General features: G+C 58.1%; 12 protein-coding genes and 3 pseudogenes. 5 read left to right on the top strand and 10 right to left on the bottom strand.

The window, feature by feature from the left end; all coding sequences use genetic code 11:
- Window positions 1-393: 393 nt before the first annotated feature.
- Window positions 394-2,187, top strand: coding sequence for a putative bifunctional diguanylate cyclase/phosphodiesterase (locus NCT03_RS32480; protein WP_250495404.1), 1,794 nt, complete (start codon window positions 394-396; stop codon window positions 2,185-2,187).
- Window positions 2,188-2,353: 166 nt separating this feature from the next.
- Window positions 2,354-2,593: pseudogene (locus tag NCT03_RS32475) on the top strand (DDE-type integrase/transposase/recombinase); the annotation flags it as partial.
- A 514-nt stretch (window positions 2,594-3,107) separates the two neighbouring features.
- Here the strand turns inward: NCT03_RS32475 and NCT03_RS32470 are convergent.
- Entirely contained in the window at window positions 3,108-4,067 is a 960-nt protein-coding gene (locus NCT03_RS32470) for a chemotaxis protein (RefSeq protein ID WP_250469795.1), read from the bottom strand.
- 147 nt (window positions 4,068-4,214) lie between these two features.
- Here NCT03_RS32470 and NCT03_RS32465 point away from each other — a divergent pair.
- Window positions 4,215-4,411 (top strand): annotated as a pseudogene (locus NCT03_RS32465) (LysR substrate-binding domain-containing protein); the annotation flags it as partial.
- 1,034 nt (window positions 4,412-5,445) lie between these two features.
- Here the strand turns inward: NCT03_RS32465 and NCT03_RS32460 are convergent.
- The 3 genes from NCT03_RS32460 to NCT03_RS32450 are packed head-to-tail and all read right to left on the bottom strand — an operon-like array spanning window position 5,446 to window position 11,541.
- On the bottom strand, window positions 5,446-7,920 hold the full coding sequence (locus tag NCT03_RS32460) for a putative bifunctional diguanylate cyclase/phosphodiesterase (RefSeq protein WP_250495403.1): 2,475 nt from the start codon (window positions 7,918-7,920) through the stop codon (window positions 5,446-5,448).
- Window positions 7,893-9,797 (bottom strand): EAL domain-containing protein, encoded by a 1,905-nt coding sequence (locus tag NCT03_RS32455; RefSeq protein WP_250469793.1) that lies wholly within the window; start codon window positions 9,795-9,797, stop codon window positions 7,893-7,895. The genes NCT03_RS32460 and NCT03_RS32455 overlap by 28 nt, the downstream gene beginning before the upstream one ends.
- A gap of 34 nt (window positions 9,798-9,831) precedes the next feature.
- The gene (locus NCT03_RS32450) at window positions 9,832-11,541 is read right to left on the bottom strand and encodes a methyl-accepting chemotaxis protein (protein ID WP_250469792.1); all 1,710 of its coding nucleotides are present in this window, start codon (window positions 11,539-11,541) and stop codon (window positions 9,832-9,834) included.
- A 206-nt stretch (window positions 11,542-11,747) separates the two neighbouring features.
- Here NCT03_RS32450 and NCT03_RS32445 point away from each other — a divergent pair, with 206 nt between their 5' ends.
- Complete coding sequence (locus NCT03_RS32445) at window positions 11,748-12,944, top strand: GAF domain-containing protein (RefSeq protein WP_250495402.1); 1,197 nt, start codon at window positions 11,748-11,750, stop codon at window positions 12,942-12,944.
- Between the two features lie 741 nt (window positions 12,945-13,685).
- On the opposite strand, the gene NCT03_RS32440 is transcribed toward NCT03_RS32445, so the two are convergent.
- From NCT03_RS32440 to NCT03_RS32415, 6 genes and pseudogenes are all read right to left on the bottom strand, one after another.
- Window positions 13,686-13,967, bottom strand: coding sequence for a group II intron maturase-specific domain-containing protein (locus NCT03_RS32440; protein WP_250469790.1), 282 nt, complete (start codon window positions 13,965-13,967; stop codon window positions 13,686-13,688).
- Window positions 13,943-14,452 carry a reverse transcriptase/maturase family protein gene (locus NCT03_RS32435; RefSeq protein WP_250469789.1) on the bottom strand — a complete coding sequence of 170 codons (510 nt, stop codon included), beginning with the start codon at window positions 14,450-14,452 and terminating at the stop codon, window positions 13,943-13,945. Before NCT03_RS32435 ends, NCT03_RS32440 begins: the two co-directional genes overlap by 25 nt.
- Before the next feature lie 66 nt (window positions 14,453-14,518).
- The gene (locus NCT03_RS32430) at window positions 14,519-14,995 is read right to left on the bottom strand and encodes a reverse transcriptase family protein (RefSeq protein ID WP_250469788.1); all 477 of its coding nucleotides are present in this window, start codon (window positions 14,993-14,995) and stop codon (window positions 14,519-14,521) included.
- A 565-nt stretch (window positions 14,996-15,560) separates the two neighbouring features.
- Window positions 15,561-17,291, bottom strand: a complete 1,731-nt coding sequence (locus NCT03_RS32425; protein WP_250469787.1) for a CocE/NonD family hydrolase — start codon at window positions 17,289-17,291, stop codon at window positions 15,561-15,563.
- A gap of 204 nt (window positions 17,292-17,495) precedes the next feature.
- Entirely contained in the window at window positions 17,496-18,005 is a 510-nt protein-coding gene (locus NCT03_RS32420) for an oxidoreductase dimerization domain-containing protein (RefSeq protein ID WP_250495401.1), read from the bottom strand.
- A gap of 79 nt (window positions 18,006-18,084) precedes the next feature.
- Window positions 18,085-18,408 (bottom strand): annotated as a pseudogene (locus tag NCT03_RS32415) (NAD-binding protein); the annotation flags it as partial.
- 86 nt (window positions 18,409-18,494) lie between these two features.
- Between NCT03_RS32415 and NCT03_RS34460 the strand changes: the two are divergent.
- The coding region (locus NCT03_RS34460; protein ID WP_502800453.1) for a transposase at window positions 18,495-18,673 on the top strand (179 nt) is incomplete at its 3' end.

Below are 18,673 nucleotides of genomic sequence, written 5' to 3'. Positions count from 1 at the left end.
CAGGTCACCCAGCAAAACGCCGCTCTGGTTGAGGAGGCGGCGGCGGCCGCTCAGGCGCTTCATGATCAAGGGATACACCTTACCGGCGCGGTTGCTTTCTTTTCCATCAGCGAGGCCTAAACGGTTTCGGCGGGCCGACTTGCACGTAGACCTCTTCGGTTGGCTTTTGCCACTCGTCCGAAGAAGACAGGCTGACGCACGGTTTAACCCTCAAGTTCCATCCCGGCCTGCCGTCATCTTTTAAGGATGTTCAATTTTCGGCCATGACAACACGTCCGGGCCATCTAACCAAACTAAGGAGCATCCGAGGGAGCACCGGCGCTATCACCGATCGAAAGTAAGGCAATTCCGATGTCGGGCGAGAGGGCGATACTCCGTTGGCGTGAATAAGCAATGATCGCACCGCCCTACCCTCTCGATGAAGATGCTCGACTAAGAACACTACATTCCGCGTGTGTGCTAGATACACCGCCCGATTCGTTTTTTGACGACATAACTCGCCTTGCCTCCGACATTTTCGACGTGCCGATCTCGCTGGTGACTTTGGTGGACGCGGACCGCCAGTGGTTCAAATCGCGTGTCGGCATGCCAGTGGCCGAGACATCAAGGGAGACATCATTTTGTGCCCATGCGATCTTGTCCCGGGAACCGATGGTGGTGCTCGACACACATCATGACGATCGTTTTCATGACAATCCGCTAGTAGCCGGCGCGCCGTTCATTCGGTTCTACGCGGGTGCGCCGCTCACAACAAACAACGGCCACGCTGTTGGAACGTTGTGCATCATTGGTACACGGCCCCGGGCGTCTTTCAGTGTTCGGGAGAGGTCCCACCTTTCAGCGTTGGCCAACTTAATCGCGCAGCGCATAGACGCATTGCGCTCGACGGCTTGCCGAGACAAGGTGACCGGACTTCCAAATCTGACACGATTCTTAGATGATCTAGCACTTTTCGATGAGCAGTGCGAAGCCGATGTAGAGACAACTACGCGGGCAGTGCTCATTGATGTATGCACGCTGGACTATATCAACCGCATGGTCATTGCTATCGGGCTGGAGTCCATTAATGCCGTGGCGGTCGATACCACAAAAAGGCTCACGGCCGCGCTTGGCCCAGGCATGACGCTCTATCGAATCGGCTATGCGCGATATGGTCTCGTTACGAAGGCGTCCTGCAAAGAGATTGAAAAACTTCTTGACCGCGTCACCCGCGCGTTCGAACGACCTTTGACCGTTGCTGCGGATCTGCCCATCGATGTCACGCCTTCGATTGGGGTCGTTCGACTTGTTGAAGCCGCTAACCCCTCCGACTTGATCGCTGCGTTGATTTTCGCTGTAGAGCGTGCGCGTGATGAGCAAAAGCAAGCGGTGTACTACGACTCGGAAATGGGCCGTCATCGCAACCGTGCGTTTCTCCTGATTAACTCGTTTAAGGATGCGCTTTCGAAAAATCAACTGCGCCTCGTCTATCAGCCCCGCATGCGGTTGAGCGATGGAGTCTGCCTGGGCGCAGAAGCATTGGTTCGTTGGCGGCATCCCCAACTTGGCGACATTTCTCCGGGCGAATTTATTCCACTCGTCGAGAACACAGCGCTCGTCAACACACTGACTGATTGGGTGCTCGCTACTGCCGTAAGGCAGCTTGCGATGTGGCAATCGAGCCATCCGACAATTCGATTATCGCTCAATGCTGTGGGATCGGACCTGACGCGTGACGGATTCGTTCCGTTGGTCGAATCCACGCTTAAAAGCTTTCGGGTGAACCCTCATCTATTGGAGATCGAAGTAACGGAAGGCTCGCTCATGCGACATTCCGATCGCAGCGCCTTGGCGGTAAGTCAGCTTCGAGAGCTCGGCGTGACGCTTGCGATCGACGATTTCGGGTCCGGATTCAGCAACCTTGCGCAACTCAGCCATCTCGACGTGGCTACCGTGAAGATAGACCAGGCGCTTGTCAGAGCGGTCTCCGATAGCCCACGTGACGCGACCATTGTTCGCACGGTGATCCGTCTCGTTCATGAGTTAGGCTTCACGGCTGTCGCCGAAGGGGTAGAAACCGCCGAAATACTTGGAAAGGTCCGAGAGTGGGGATGCGACGAAGTTCAAGGGTACTTTACTGGTCGGCCAATGGAGGCGGACATGTTTTCGGTGTGGCTTGAGATCGAACATACTGCCTTTCACCTGTAACATCTTTTGACATCTGACTCAAACTAAACTTATCCAGCGTGTCGGCGCGACCTTCAGGTTGTCGCGTACGTGGTGGCCGAGAAACGGCTTGTCGCAATAAGCGTCACGTCGGCTATCATGTGACCCCAGCACTACGAACGATTGGACGCTTGATGACGGCTCGGAATCCGGCCTTGGTACGAGACCGATCAAGATTCGCCAGAAGAAGTATCTGAACAATGTTATCGAGCAAGATCATCGGGCAGTCAAGCGACGCACGCGGCCTATGCTTGGCTTCAAGAAGTTCCGTTGTGCCTGGATACTGCTGAGCGGCATCGAGCTCATGCACATGATCGCCAAAGGTCAAATGCAAGCACGGGGCGTCGGATGCTCTCATGCCCAGCAGTTTTATTCACTGGCAACATAAGCAATCCTACTGATACTGTAGTCAATTCGCGATCTCGCTCCGTCCGCGACAAAGCCGTCCACGGTCGTGCACAGGGCGTTGCAAAGGTAACGAGGATGCTTAAGCGAGTGCTCAGATGCATTGCATAGTTTAAGGCTGCATACTTCGCCGGAGAGCGCTGATTCGCCACCTCCGCACAGGTCTATCAGTTTGGATCATCGAGGTGAATAGTTGAATTGCGACGGTTCGCTGCAACCAGTCAGCCGAGCAACGAATGCAGTTCGTACCGCATTAGATCGTGAGCCGACGGCGCAAGCGTTTTGTACGCTGCTTTGAGGTCAACGAATTCTTTGCCCTCTTCAGCATTCGCGAACGCATGCAGCTGCCCGATCGAAACGACGGACAAGAGAATCACTTAATCAACTTGAACAACGACCGACAACATGAATTTTCGGCCGTCGGCCACCTTGCCATTTGCCGCTTGCATCTTTAGCGATCGGGAGTGTTGGCGTCGAAGCGATGTCGAGCGAGTGGTTCACGCGGCTGTCCGTAACATTGCCTGACGCATTACGTCAGCAAGTTCGGCCGCAACAAACTTTGATACATAAGCGTTTGCACCTACCTTTCGCACGTGCTGTTCATTCGCGGATCCCGACAATGAAGAGTGAATGACCACGGGGATCATCTGCAACGCAGCGGCGGCTTTAATTTTGCGGGTAAGCGTGAAGCCGTCCATTTCCGGCATTTCAAGGTCGGTAAGCACTAATGCAATGTCATCCGTGACCTTCCTACCCTCCTTCGCCGCTTTTGCGCCTGCCTTCTCCAGCAGTTCCCACGCTTCTTGGCCCGTCTTGGCCATAATGAACGGTACCCCCATTGACTTCAGGCTCTCTTCGATAAGGGCGCGTGCAACGCCGGAGTCGTCTGCGGCAAGTACTCGTGCGCCCGGCGGCAGCGTCAAGCGTCCAGTGTTCTGCTCATTGATCTCCGGTTCGCTTGCAGGCAGCGCGTCGCGAAGAATTTGCTCGACATCAAGGACCTGCGCAAGCCGACCGCCCGCGTGGGCATCCAGGCGCGCGATGCTCGTCACTGCTTTACCGCTGGAGTGACCCTCTGCCGAAAGCACTCGATTCCACTCGAGGCGCACGATATCGTCAACCTCTTCGACGGCGAAGCCCTGCGTCGTGCGAGCGAACTCCGTCACCAAGAGAATACGGCTTCCCTCGCGTGGGGTACATCCCGTGACGCGTGCGAGGTCGATGACCGGGATGATTTCGCCGCGTACGTCCGCCACGCCGAGAATTTTGTTGGACGAGCCCGCCAGTTCCGTGAGCGTCGGCATTGTCACGATCTCCCGAACCTTAAAAACGTTGATGCCATAAAGCTCGCGAGCGCCGCTACCAGGCGTTGCGCCGAGTCGAAAAAGCAGCAACTCGAACATGTTGCTGCCCGCTAAACGGACTCTTTGTTCAATATCATGCTGATCATTGTTCATCTGTTTCCACCATCGACGGTTACCATACATGGCTAACGGCTTCGTCACGATGTTTCTGAAGAAAGCAGTAGTCGCGTTGTCGGTTTGGACAGGTTGAGAGGTAATGTTTACGGTCTGGTGCTCGTCTACAACCGCTACTGTGATCTCCTGGCCTTGCGCCGCGCGCGCGGACCTGGAATAGCTGCGCAAGTCGACGCATGATGCAGCGAGCATGGATTTACACCGAGCATCACGCAACGGGCCGATGACGTGCAATCTGTCCTGGCATCGGTCGCGGCAGGAGTCGGCGTTGCATTCGTTTCTTCGGAGCTCAACATCTGCTCCGTAATGCCGCCGTCCAGCCGCCTCAAAACCGGTTACGTCTCAGTTTGCCAGTTCGTGCGGACTGCGCTGTAAGTCTTTAATCTTTTCTCGATTGTCAACGCTTGTTCCTTGGCGGCAACCTTGATGCCCCGTGGCCGGCCGCTTCTCGCCGCTTGCCGACGTTCGTACCCAAACATCGATCGAGCGCTTCTCTGTGCACGCCCTTTCGTAACCTTTCTGAGCCGCCGCTTCGCGCCGAGGGGATTGTTCGCACAGCTCTCCTGCGCGAGCAGCTTGACTAGTCTGCAGTAGCTGTTGACGTCCAATTCTGCTACTCATGTTCGTTGATAACGCTAATGGGAAAAAAGAAGTCCGGAGGGTACGCACGGTCGTCTGGTGGCTTCGAACCTTATGTGCGGTTGCGCGGCTCGCCGGGAACCGTAGATTGAGCTCCTGCACTGACTGCTGCCTGTGCAACACCTGCCATGGCGGCTGTGAACGGGCGCCGATTGGCTAAAGATCAACTGATTGCTGAGCGGCGCAGTTAATAGCGCGGTTGAACTTCGTCCAGTGGATTCGTCAATCGACTGTCGCAAGCATCATCTACCATGCTCAACCCTCGCTCGAAAGCCGAGCGATATACCCGATCGATACCCGGTTCGGTAACGAGAGAGAGCGTGGGCAAGTGATACCCGTCAGCGCTGATTATCCGAAGAAGCACAGGGCAGCGGTTGCCGTCAGCAGCTGGTTGTTCAGTGATGAGTAGTCGATGAAGCCGGTAGCGGATTTCCATTATCGTTCTCGGTTGCAGAAGTAATGCGGCATGGCATCAAACTAGCACGCCGCACGACCGGCCGTCGCGAACAATCTGCTCTACGCATCAAGCTAGAGGCGGAGTGGACAGACCGTCGCGCCGGGTCGACCGGATGATACGTGCAGCGCAGACTTCCGGATGCCACTCCCCGCGAAGTAGTGGAATCTCACGACGCGTCGTCCGCGTGGTACCGCCCTCACAAAGTGTTTCTCCATGTTTCGCGACTATTTACATATAGCTTGCAGGGACTGCTGCATAGGTCTACCAATTCAAAACAGACCTTAGGTCGCTATGATGCAGCACTATGCTCTTTTCAGCGATCTTTCTGCCCGTCGATGGATTCGGCGGTGCCTGATTATTCCAGGCAATCAAAAACGCGGCGAACGCCTCCGCCCGCATTGGCCGACTGATGTAATAGCCTTGAATACTCGTACAACCTTCTGAGACCGCAAAGGCATACTGTTCAGCGGTTTCGACACCTTCCACAGTCACCAGCAAACCAAGACACGTGCTCATCGTAATGATGGCTCGAGCGATCGCGACGCTCTCCGCATCGGACGGAATGCCGCGTACGAACGATCGGTCGATCTTCAATCGATCGAAAGGAAATCTGCGCAAATAGCTGAGGGACGAGTAACCGGTTCCGAAGTCATCCATTGAAACGCGAACACCCATGCTGCGCAGGCGGTTGAGCGTTTCGAGCGTCGCGCCCGTATCGGCAAGCAGCACGCCTTCCGTCACCTCCACTTCGAGTCGCTGCGGAAGAAGATGTGCATCCTCGATAGCCGATGCCACGATCGACACAATCGACTTGTCGTGAAATTGCGCAGGCGACAGATTGACCGCCAAGCCAATCTCAGCTGGCCAGGTTGCAGCCTCGGCACACGCAGTCTTTAACACAAAAGTCCCGAGCGGCACGATCAGCCCCGTCTCCTCCGCAAGACTAATAAAGGTGGCGGGGGCGATAAGTCCAAGCGATGGATGCCGCCAGCGCACCAAGGCTTCGGCTGACGTAATACGGCCTGATGCCGCATCGACGAGCGGTTGATAATGAACTTCGAGTTGACCACTCGACAATGCTATGCGAAGACCCGCTTCAAGGCTCTGCCGTTCTTGAAGCCGCTCATGCAGGATCTTCTCAAAACGCCGAACCGTCCCCTTGCCTTCGCTCTTCGCGAGATACATTGCGAGATCGGCATTGCGCAGCAGCGACGAGGGGTCGCCGCCGTCTTCGGGGAACAACGCAAGCCCGACGCTTGCACCGATATGAATTGTTCTACCATCGATATCAAACGGCCGCGCACCAAGTTGCTCGACGACCTTGCTCGCGATATCAAACGCGGATACATCGCTGACGTCGCCGGTAAGCATCACGACGAATTCATCGCCCCCGAGCCGCGCGACGATACCTCTGTCTTTGACGAGCGTCGAAAGTCGAATGGAGACGTCTTGCAGCACGGCGTCCCCTACCGCATGACCGAGGGTATCGTTCACTATCTTGAAGCTATCTAGGTCGATGAGCAGTATTGCGAGGCCCTGGTCGGTGCGTCGTTCGGTGCACGTATGCCGCTCCAGCAACTCGGTGAACTTTGTGCGGTTGGGCAAGCCCGTCAGCGGATCGGCAAACGCGAGTCGGCGCATCTTTTCTTCGGTGCGCAGCCTTTCGCGCTGATCGCGCACTGCGATGACCGTCTGTACACTGTGCCCAAGTGGAACCGTGGAGCGCAGCACGCGCACTGGAACGATGATCCCGTCTACGCCAATGAGATTCGCTTCGCGCTCTTCATTCTCTAAAAGCGTGGTGAGTTCGAGCGCCGGCAGAAGCCGGCTGACTTCGCTTCCCGTCAGATCGTCCTGCTTCAAACCTGACAGGCGCTCTATGCTCCGGTTTGCCGCGATGATTATGTTGTTCTGCGTAATCAACAGCCCTTCAAGCGCAACATCCGCGAGATCACGCAACCTCTTCCTGTCTTGACGGATTCTGGCTGTAGCTGCAAGATCGAAGCGCCAGCCCAGAAAAGCAAGCGCGATCAACGCCAAAGAAATCCCTGCAACGATTGGTGTGATCGTCTGCGGCGCAACGGCATCCGACGGAAACTCGATGCTGGGGTCTTGTTGCAAGGTCATCGCCGCCATGCCGCAAAAGTGCAATATGGCGATGCCCAAAAGCATCAACGGCGCGGCACATGTTTGCCATGTCCTATTGCGGCTTGCGATCGCCATCATCGAGAACCCGAAGATCGGCAGGCTCACAATGATCGATGGAATGACCAGAGTAAGATCCCATCTGATCGTTCCTTGCACCAGATACGCGCTTTGTCCTACATAATGCAACGCCGCGACGCCCACGCCAATAATGACTCCTGCTGCGAATTGCCTTGGACCGCGACGGCTGCTGAGAGACACGACTACGCCCCCGCCGATACCTACGACCGCGCATGTCAGCGAGATCGCCGTGAGAACAGGTTCGAACGCCACCCGCATATTAGGCTGATAGGCAAGCAAGACGATAAAGTGCGTCGCCCACGCTGTGCAGCCGCTCGACAGCACGCTCGTCGAACCCCACCGGATGCGCACCGCGCCGCTCGATCGCGCGGCGTGACGTGCAATCGCGATCGACGCATAAATGCCGACGGCGCACACGAGGGCGGCGAGAAGCATCGTGTGGCGATCGTGCGCATCGACGATGCAGTCGAGGATTTGTGCGACTAGGGAGTGTCGCAAATGGTTATGCATCCATTATCCTTATTACTGGTATCGTGAGGCAGAAGGCGCTGTCGCAACCGTGCTTCCATCGCATCGGCCGTCAGGGGTTTGTCAAACAGGAACCCCTGTCCGATCACACAACCACTCTCCGTTAGAAAGTCGCGCTGTTCGACGGTCTCGACCCCTTCTGCAACGATCTGAAACCCAAGTGCGTCCGCCAGTGTGATCACCGCCTTGATGATCGCCTCGCCGCGCGGCGCCACACCGATTGCCTGAACGAACTTCTGATCGATCTTGATTCGGTCGATGTCGAAGCGCTGCAACGAAGCGAGACTCGAATACCCCGTCCCGAAGTCGTCGATCGCGATCGATACCCCGACTTCGTTTAGCCTTTCGAGCGTCTGCTCGACTGTATCGATATCGCGTATCAACGCGCCTTCAGTCAGTTCGAGTTCCAGCCATTGTGGCGGGAACCTGTGCAAGGTCAGTGAGCGCTGAACTCGTTCTAGAAAGCGCGGCTCTTCGAGCTGAACAGGAGAGACATTCACGCCGATGCGCATGGGCGGCAATCCCGCATCGAGCCATCTTCGTCCCTGTTCAAGCGCTTCGGCCAGCACCCATTCGCCGATCGCATGAATCTGCCCGTCGGACTCAGCGATAGGGATGAAAGTCGTCGGGGAAATGCTGCCGAGCAACGGATCGTTCCACCGTATCAAAGCCTCCGCGCCGATGATATGCCCCGAACCCATATCGACTTGCGGTTGATACAGCAACTCGAACGCGTTGATCGATCGGGCCGCCTGCAGGCGTGCGGTGAGATTGAGGCGTCGGGCAGCGGCAAGATGCAACTGCTCGTTAAATTGTACGATGCGATTGCGCCCGCCCGCCTTTGCGGCGTACATGGCGACATCAGCGCGACTCAGCAGCGCCTGAGGATCATTGCCGTGATCCGGGAACGTGCTGATGCCGATGCTCGCACGCACTTGTATCACCTGCCCCGCGAGGGTGACCGGCTGATTGATCACCTCGATGACCTTGCCCGCCAGACCCCTGACGGCTTCCACAGGCGAGCGGATGGACACGATAACGAACTCGTCGCCGCCATACCGGGCGATGTCTTCGGTGGCATCGTCCGTTGCGTCCCGCAGTCTCGACGCAACAATCGTCAAAAGCTGATCGCCGACGCGATGCCCGAGCGAGTCGTTGACGATTTTGAAATCGTCGAGATCGATAAAGAGCACGTTGAGCAATTGACGCTTGCCGCGTTGGGAATCGAGCAGAAGACCCAGTTGGGAACTTAACGTGCCCCGGTTCAGCAAACCGGTCAGGGGATCATGCTCGCTCAGGCTTCTCAATGCTTTCGATCGCTCCGCGAGCTTCAATGCGGTGCGATAACTCGCCAACCCGAGCGCCAAGGGATACACCACGAGCATGGGCAAACAGGCCAACAACGTCGGTGCATCGGGAATCCACTCTGGCTCCATCCGCCCGCCAAAAGCGGCTGCTCCGATCAACGTCCCCAAGGCGCACGACAGGAACCCCTTGGCCAACTGGCGCCAACCCCCTGCTGCTACATTGTTCATCATGAACATGAGCAGGACAAGGGTGCTGGGAAGCCACGTGAAACTCATTGCTGCAACGGACGTTCCGCTCACGAAATCGTCCACATACATGTTGATTCTTTCCGCATTTGCCGGCGTGCGCGACCGGCGCGCCAACAGGTATGCGATGTGTGGCCAGACGACGCAATACACCGCAATATAGGCCTTCACCGCATACGACGAATGCTCGCGCCAAAGGATCATCTGGACGAAAACCAGCCCAAGGGTGAGTCCTACAGTCCGCAACACATAAGCGCGTCTTGCAAAGCCGCGCCCACGTGCATAATCCGATCTACGAGCATTCATGTGCGACGTCCGTCAGGAGACGAATTTCTGTCGATTAAAAGGTCTGCCATTCGCCCGACGCAGGTCCCGTCACACGAGCCGGTGTTGCGGTAGCGCGAGGCGCGGCGTTCGCGCGTTCCGCACGTTGCGTTCGTTTTGGCTCCAGCTTTCGATTTGTCTCGACTCGAATGCCCACGTCCCTTTGCGGACTGCCACTCAGACGGAACACGGAAACCAGATCGCGAAGCGCACCGGATTGTTGCGCCATCGACTGCGCCGCGGCGCTCGCCTGTTCGACCAGCGCGGCATTCTGTTGCGTCACTTCATCCATCTGCGATACAGCGACATTTACCTGCTCGATGCCCGTATGCTGTTCGGATGACGCGGCCGAAATCTCGCCCATCAGATCGGCGACGCGCTTCACCGACTGCACGACTTCGCTCATCGTCCGTCCCGCTTCTTCGACAAGTTCCGCTCCCACGCTGACCTTGGCGACCGATTCGCCAATCAGGTCCTTAATCTCCTTCGCGGCCGCAGCGCTTCGCTGCGCGAGCGTGCGCACTTCGCCGGCGACGACGGCAAAGCCGCGCCCTTCCTCACCCGCTCTCGCCGCTTCCACGGCAGCATTCAGCGCAAGAATATTGGTCTGAAACGCGATTCCCTCAATCACCGCGATGATCTCCGCCACCCTCGCGGAGCTCGTGCTGATGTCCTTCATCGTATCGACGACACGGCTCACGACCGCACCGCCGCGCGCCGCTACCTCGGACGCGTTCGCTGCAAGTGTGTTGCCTTGCTGCGCGTTTTCCGTGTTCTGCTTCACGGTCGATGTCAGTTGCTCCATACTCGCAGCCGTTTGCTGAAGCGATGCCGCTTGCTCTTCCGTGCGCTGACTCAAATCGGTGTTGCCCGACGCGATCTCGGCGGAAGCCGTCGCAATGTTCTCGCTACCATTCCGGACACGGCCGACGATATCGACGAGCCGCTCGTTCATGTTGCGCAGTGCCTGAAGCAGTTGACCCGTTTCGTCCTTGCTGTCATCGACGATATGCGACGTCAAATCACCTTGAGCGACCGTCTCGGCGACTTCGAGCGAACGGCGGATTGGCACCAAGATCGAACGCGTGATCGAGAACCCGATCGCGATGCTGAGCGCAATGGCAAACGAGGCAAGGACTGAAGTGACGATCAGCGTGCGGTGATAGTCGGCTGCAGCCGTTTCGGCCGATTCGCGCGCCCCCTTGGTATTGAGCGCGATATCACGATCGATCAATGTCGATACCGCCACAAACAAAGGTGCCGATTCATTCGCGGCAGCTTCACGCGCAGCAGTGAAGTGGTCATCGCCGGCATCGTTCAACGCATTGATCTTGTTGTCCGCGACGAGGTATGCAGCCCAAGCCGTGTTGAAGTCGTCGAAGAGTTGCTTCTCTTCTGCGTTGGAGATCAAGGGCTGATAGGCCGTCAACGCGCGATCGAGCGTCGCCAGACCTTCACGACGCTTCTGCACTTGCGCTGCCTTTTCCTGCGCATTGGTCGCCAGCAGCGCGCCCATCGAGCCGCGTCGTACCGCATTCGTTCCGGAGCGGATATCCCCGAGCGTGAGCACGCTCGGCAGCCAGTCGTTTGCGAGTTCCGCCGTTCCCTTGTAGACCTGCGAGACCTGAAAAAGGGCCAGTCCACTAATCAAGCAAAGCGCCAACAGCGTCAATCCGAAGCCGATGCCCAGCTTCGCCCCGATTCTTATATTTCGTAAAGCTCTCATGTCGTGGTCCGTTTGGTCGTTGTCGCGGTGAAGACTCGGCCCATGCCGGACGATCCTAATACGCGCCATGACTCCCCTTACGGCAGCACTCCGGCGAACTTAAGTTTTTTCCAAATTTTTAACGTTTGCCGGTAAATTCACCGCTGGAAGCGTACGGTCGATCACTCACGTCGGCTTAACTTACCGCCTAAACTACGCATGCGAACATGCAAACGGTCGACGCGCACGGCACCGAGCGATGTTTCATTTTTGCCAGATTTTCCCTTCCAGCATACGGTTGCATGTTTGCAGAGCTTTCGTTATCTTCGGCGGCAAGAGCTTTGAGTAACGTCATAGACATGGAAAGCGATCCGATCCTAACTACGCGCGAGGCAGCCGAAATACTCGGCGTATCGATTCGCACGGTTCAAACCTGGGTGGAAGAAGGTGCGATCGACTCGTGGAAAACGCCGGGCGGGCACCGCCGCGTCCGGCGAAGCGCCGTATTCGCGCTTCGCGAGCGGCGGCTGGTCGCGCCGGTTCAAACCGCCTATACCGTCCTGATCATCGCCAGCGAAGGCGCAGGCAGGCGATGCAGCGAAAGCTTGGCCAGCGTGCCCGCCGTTCAGGTCAGCGTAGCGAATGACGCGCTGCTGGGTTTGATCGAGGCGGGGCATCAACTGCCGGCATCGGTCGTGATGGAGATCGATCGGCTCGATTGGGAGCGGATCGCCTTGCTCAAGCGGCTCCTTGCATCGCCGAGACTTGCGCATTCGAACATCGTCGTACTGTCCGATTCAAATGCGGAAGAGTTGCGCTTCGATCTCGGCGATACGCGCATGCGTCTCGTGAGCAAGCGCGCTGCACCGGAACAATTGCGCGCTGCAATCGCGCCGTATCTGGAAGCCGTCGCCGATATTGCGGCCGCACAGGAGTTGGCGCGCTTGCAGGCGGTTGCCCGCACAAATCTGGTCAACAGTCCGCAGCAGGAAGAATTCGACGAGATCGTTGCGTTGGCGGCAAACGTCGCGAAGGTGCCGATTGCATTGATTACGTTGCTCACCGCCAAGGAACAATGGTTCAAGGCCCGCTACGGCTTGGCGACTCAGGAGACACCCAGAGACTACGCGTTTTGTAATTACACCATCGCACAACCGGACGGATTGATTGTCGAGGATGCGGCCGAAGATGTACGGTTCCGCGCCAATCCACTTGTCACCGGCGATATGGGCATAAGGTTTTACGCCGGAGCGTCGATCATCGACTATGAGGGGTACGCGCTTGGCGCGCTGTGCGTAATTGATCGCGCGCCACGGGCATTTAAAGCACCGCAAATGGCGATGCTGCGCACACTTGCTGCGCTTGTATCGGACAAGATCAATCTGCAGACACGCAATCGGCAGCTTAGAAAAGCGAAGGGCTGAGCTTTGCGGCGTAGTGCTACGCATCGAGTTCTCGGTCGTCGCGCTTGAAAGTTGCCCCTGCCGCTGCGGGTAAGTAAATCGAATCGTCAGCTTCGACAAAATTATAATCAGCGATTTTCCGTTAGTTATCCGCACGAAACGCGTCGTTCAACGTCTCACCGCGTGAGCCAGCCGGGTTGTCTGAGCATGGGTGAAACGGTCGTCACTACATCCGTGCTGCCACTCGACAGCGGCGAGGCTTCGCCGATCATCGCCGAAGCGGTTCAGGCGGTCGTAGGCATCTGTTCACATAGCGGCGGACACTCGCTGTCAAGATAGCTTTGGGCGCGGTAAATCAATTGCCCTCTGCTCGCCGCGGGTAACTGCAGTCGTGGTCGAGGGTATCAGTGAAAACCTTTAGTTGAATCTATCCGACGAATGTCCAGCTTGGAAACCTGGCGTGCCAACTTGCCTTGGGCCTAATGCCGGCTGCCTAGTCCATCATGAGGGACAATCACCGCACTCCTTTCTCGCGACGTCACCCGGCAACAGTTCCCGCGTTTCCCAATGGGTGAAAGCGGTAGAGTCGAGATGTGGCGCGGTAGCAGTAGGTTTGGTTTGTCTGTTGCCGCCTCTTTCGTCTGGCGGTGCCCGAATAACTTCACCCTAACCCCGTTTCCACATCCCGCTCATCGAACCGGACATGCAGATCTTCCGCATCCGGCTCTCGGACAAGACATCACACCTTCGTACACAGCAGGTTCACAACCATGGACCGGTCAGACGCACGAGGCCGAAGTGCCCGTAGAGGTGCTGGGATGGATAAGTCCCGCCCCTGCGACGTCGAACCTTGTACTTGTTGCGTAACCACCGACGCAACCGCGTAGCGGTGTAGCTGTCGAGCGCCCGATACGCGCGTCTGTCCGAGCCTACCTTGAAGTAGTTCGCCCAGCCGCGCAGCGTGCGGTTCAACCTGCCTACCAGCTCCGTGGTCTCTTGCCACACCGTCTTGAGGGCAGTCATCGCATGAATCTTGTCGACCATGCGCCGAATACTCTGCTTCGATGGACACATGCCCATACGGGCCCGGCCAGTCGTTGCAGAGTACAGCCGCCCAAACGTGTAACCCAGGAAATCGAATTCGCCCTCCGGCACCTTGCAGATTTGGTCTTCTCCTCGTTGACCGTCAGCTTCAGTTTGCCCATGATTTCGCGCAGTCGCGACAACGCTTCTTCCGCTTTGCCTTGCTTGCACAAGATCACAAGATCGTCCGCGTAGGTCACTATTTGACTGCCAAGGCTTCGCTGAAGTCCGAGCTTCTTCCATGCCAACACAAACCGGCGCATGTAAATATTCGCCAGCAGTGGTGAGATGGGTGAACCTTGCGGAATGCCGCGCCTGCTGTCCTTGGCCTCGGTCGTACGTGTCTTCCGGCCTTGGTGGTCGGTTTCTTCAACGGAACACTCCAACCACATCTTGATCAGATGCAGCACGCGCCGATCAACAACGCGCCGCGCAAGCGACAACATCAAATCGGCGTGGGGAATGCTTCCGAAGTAGTCCGCCAGGTCGGCGTCAACAACGTCCGTTTGCCTTCAATGCAGCCGCTCCTCCACCTCGATCACCGCTTGCTGGGCATTGCGCCCCGGGCGGTAAGCGTACTGCTCTGGTGGGAGGTCCGCTTCGCAGATCGGTTTGAGCACCAGCATCGCTGCTGTCATGCACACCCGATCTCGCAAGGTCGAGATCCCCAGTGGCCTCAGCTTGCCATTGGCCTTCGGGATAAACACTCTTCTGATAGGGTCCGGCTGGTAACTCTCCTGCCTGAGCACAAGCGCCAGTTTGCCGAGCCACTTCTGCACCCCATATTCTTCGACCTCCGCGAAGTCTTGCCGATCGACACCCGGCGCGCCCTTGTTCGAGCGACACTGGGCGTACGCATGCGCCAGCACGTCCTCACGATAGATCTTGTCGTACAGCGCGTAGAAGCGATACCCGGCTTCTGCTTTCGCTTTCGCGTGTAACGCCATCTGCAGCTTCTGAACACGAATCCGAGTTGATAGGTTGCCCAATCTCCACGTCCTCACTACGTATTGCGTCTGTCTTGAACTGAGGCCCCTTCCCTCCACCAGCATTACCCGGCTTCAGCGGTACTACGGGCCTCTCCGTCATCCCAAGGCGCCCGGCCTGTCCCTCGCGGGCGTCCGGTTGGTCATCCCTGACCACGCCAAGGGACTTCCCGTGTTGCGTACGCTTTCCTTGTGTACATGCTGTCGCCACTACCCCGGCGCAGCGACTGGACGTCCAGCCTGCTCATTCGCCCAGTCGTATCAGCCTTCCCCGATAGGGTTGTCGGGTCGGCCTGCGCATCGACCTTTTCGAGGTTTGCTCGGCGTTCACTCGCGTTACGGCCTGCACACTCGCGCTGTCACCAATTTGTGACACGCATCACCGAAGGCTTCAGCCATTTCGTTACCTCCATAGCTGCTCCGGTTGCTTCCGGCTGGAGCGGTTGCCGGGTGGGACTTGCACCCACTGGAAAGCGCCACCTTTTCACGGCGCACACCCTCAACGGCCCTTCGGGTTGCGGCAGCAACATGCGCGGCGAACGGACGGACTGATCGTTATCCAGGAGATTCAACCGCGCAAACGAGCGGCATCGCACTTCGCCGTCGTCGCGCTGACGAGCCTCGTTCCGATCAGCAGTCGAGCGTCGAATGCCCCGCCCGCGTGAAGGACGCATACCGCCTTCGGGCTGGGTTCGTAGAAAGAAGGAAACTGGCCACGAAGCGGACCGCGCGGAAAATGCCATTTGCCTCGTATGTCGAGGCGAAGCACATCGCCTTTCAGAAAGCGCGTTGCATGCGGCTGCAACGCGACCTCGACTGGAATGATCTCGCCTGCACGCAGCGGCTCGGCGAAACGATGCGTATGAACCGGCTGTACAGAGGTGGAAAGCCGTTCATCGAGTTCACGATGCGCGGCGCGTTGCCATCCTTTGGAGACCATGTCGCCTGAAAAGCCGAATGAGCCTTCGAACTGCATCTGCACGCCATCGCGAAACTTGCGCACGCCCGCAAAAACGAAAACGTCGTCGGCGCCCAGCACTTCAAGATGCAAACGCAGCGCCATAGGTCCGATCACGTCGATATCGTCCGGCACTGTCCAGACGAACTGCGCTGCCCCTCGTCGCGTGTCGAACGATACGGATGTCGCCTGAGCCCGCGGCGCTTCTTCGATCAGCGTTCCGCAGCCGGGATCGAGTGAAAGCGTACGCCACTGGAGATCGCCGGGCGGCCAGTTATGCTCACCGACAACGGCGACCGGTTCCGGCCCGTTATCGTGGATCGCCAGACGAACTGCGGGCTCGCTGTCCCACCCGTTGTCGATGCCCTTGAGCGTGTGATCGAAGAAACGCAGCCGCGCCGCGGAAGCCTCCTTGCCATAGAAAGCGCACCACTTGCCGTCACGATGCGTGTAGAGCGATTTGAGAGCCGAGCCGCCGCGCCGGAAAACCTCGAACGAGCCTTGCGTGTGCAGCGAGTGGTCCGAGAAGCTGCCGCATACCAGGATCGGAACCTCGATGCGCTCAAGGTCAGGAACCGTGGATTCGTACCATTCGTCCCGTTCTGGACGATTGACGATCTCTTCCCGAAATCGGGTGCTAGTCGCGACTCCGCCCCGTTTGAGCCCCTTGTCCCAGACGATCGTGAAGCCGTCCTCGCGAATGCCGCCGGGACGTGCAAAGTCGCGATACAGATCGCTAAACCCCTCCCACGGACAAATGGCCGCAAGATGCGGCGGGCGCAGCGCTGCCACTTTGTATTCGCTGATCGCGAGGTAAGACACGCCGTTGAGCGCCACGCGCCCGGAACACCACGCTTGCGTGCCGGCCCACTCAATCACGTCGTAATAGTCGCGGGCTTCCTGATCGGAGAACAGTTCGCCGATACCTTCGGCGGTGCCTCCGCCGCGCAGGTCGACGTTCACCACCGCGTATCCTTGCGGCACCCAGAAGCCGGGATCTGGCGCTTCCCAGCTCGTCCACTCGGAGATCGCAATAGAATGGGGCTGCGGAAAGAGTCGATATTGCAGGTCGACGGCCCGGCCGCTTCGACTATGCGCGGCAATTATGTCCTTGCCGTACGGATGAGCCGACATGATCACCGGCGCAGGATCGCCGCTCGACGGGCGAAACACATTGACGCGCAGCGTCGTTCCGTCACGAACCTTTACCGGAACATCCCAATCCGCGTGAATACCGCTGGGTATCTCGTATAAGTGAACCTGAGGGCGAAAAGCGTTCCTTATCCGACGAAACGCCAAGATCAGCGGTCCAATACTCTGTCGTGCCGTATGCGCAGTCATTTTGCTCGCCGTTGCTTTGGTGTTAGAGCATTGTAATAGTCGAAAACGATCGAACATCGAGAACTAACGCCGAACATGAATGGCGGCCTCGTACTGCCCGCACGAAATGCCGCGCTTGTCGCTGCCATGCTCGCAGTCCATCGGCAAGCGCTGCGGCACGAGCAGTGGCTCACCGCTCAGAGTCCGCCTACGCGGCCACAAGCCTCACTTCACCGCACGCTCGGGAAGCTTCTCCAGCAGCGGCCCCAGACCCTCCGCCACGGTCAGATGGGAAATCACGGGATCCCGGAGTTGCGGATACGGGATGCCTGCGACCATCGCCGTTTGCATCGCCGCCAGTACTTCGCCCGCTTCCGAGCCGATCATCGTGAAGCCGAGTAGGCGGTCATCATCCGCGCCGACGAGCACCTTCATGAAATCCTGCGTTTCGTCGGTCGCTTCCGTGCGCAAGACGTTGCGCATCGGTGGCATTGCAACACGCACGGCGATCCTCGCGCGCAGTGCATCCGTTTCGTTGAGGCCAACGCGCGCGAGTGGCGGATCGGTGAACAACGTGTACGCAATCAGCCGAACACCCGTGCTGCGATGTCCGCCCGCCATGTTGTTGCGCACGATGCGGAAATCGTCGACGGAGACATGCCTGAACTGCGGGCTCCCTGCGACCTCGCCGATTGCCCAGACATTGTCCGCCGATGTCGGCAGGCGATCGTTCACGGGATAATACCGCGCTCGTCGAGTTGCACGCCGTCCCGTTCAAAACCGATATCGGCCGTGTTGGAGAACGTCCCGCGGCAACCGGAATGTCGCTGCCCGCAACGATCTGCTCGCCCGAAGGTGTCCGCACGACGACGCGCATTGGCGTTCCCGAGCGACCTTCGACGCGGATCGTCTGCGCGTCGAGTACGACGTCGATATCTACCGCCCGAAGGATGCGCAGCATCTCGTCGCCGACGTCCGCGTCCTCGCGCGCCATCAATCGCGCACCGCGCTCGACGGTAGTCACGCGGCTCCCGAAACGCCGGTACGCCCGCGCCATCTCCACGCCGATATAGCCGCCGCCGAGCACGATCAGATGCTCCGGCGCGCGGTCGAGATCCAGCGCGCCGATGTGCGTCATCGGCTGGGAGGCCCGCAAACCCGGCACGGCCGGAATTGAAGCGCACCGGGTTTTCCGGAGACCTTTACTCCTGAGAGAATAGAGTCATGGAAAACCTCGACAAAGCAAAACGGAGGACGGCGCCGAAACATTCGGCGGAAGTGCGTGAGCGCGCGGTTCGTATGGTGTTCGAGCATCGTGCGGAGTACGCGACGCAATGGGAAGCAATCCAGTCGATTGCCGCCAAGATGGGTTGCTCACGCGAAACGTTAAGAAACTGGGTTCG

Source organism: Caballeronia sp. GAWG1-1 (assembly GCF_023631465.1).
GTDB lineage: Bacteria > Pseudomonadota > Gammaproteobacteria > Burkholderiales > Burkholderiaceae > Caballeronia.
This window is presented reverse-complemented; position numbering and strand designations above follow the sequence as displayed.

Coding starts and splice junctions, on each gene's coding strand:
- NCT03_RS32480 (WP_250495404.1), top strand. CDS start 394: ATGATCGCACCGCCCTACCCTCTCGATGAAGATGCTCGACTAAGAACA.
- NCT03_RS32460 (WP_250495403.1), bottom strand. CDS start 7,920: ATGCATAACCATTTGCGACACTCCCTAGTCGCACAAATCCTCGACTGC.
- NCT03_RS32455 (WP_250469793.1), bottom strand. CDS start 9,797: ATGAATGCTCGTAGATCGGATTATGCACGTGGGCGCGGCTTTGCAAGA.
- NCT03_RS32470 (WP_250469795.1), bottom strand. CDS start 4,067: ATGAACAATGATCAGCATGATATTGAACAAAGAGTCCGTTTAGCGGGC.
- NCT03_RS32445 (WP_250495402.1), top strand. CDS start 11,748: ATGCAAACGGTCGACGCGCACGGCACCGAGCGATGTTTCATTTTTGCC.
- NCT03_RS32440 (WP_250469790.1), bottom strand. CDS start 13,967: ATGGTCGACAAGATTCATGCGATGACTGCCCTCAAGACGGTGTGGCAA.
- NCT03_RS32425 (WP_250469787.1), bottom strand. CDS start 17,291: ATGACTGCGCATACGGCACGACAGAGTATTGGACCGCTGATCTTGGCG.
- NCT03_RS32450 (WP_250469792.1), bottom strand. CDS start 11,541: ATGAGAGCTTTACGAAATATAAGAATCGGGGCGAAGCTGGGCATCGGC.
- NCT03_RS32435 (WP_250469789.1), bottom strand. CDS start 14,452: ATGTTGTCGCTTGCGCGGCGCGTTGTTGATCGGCGCGTGCTGCATCTG.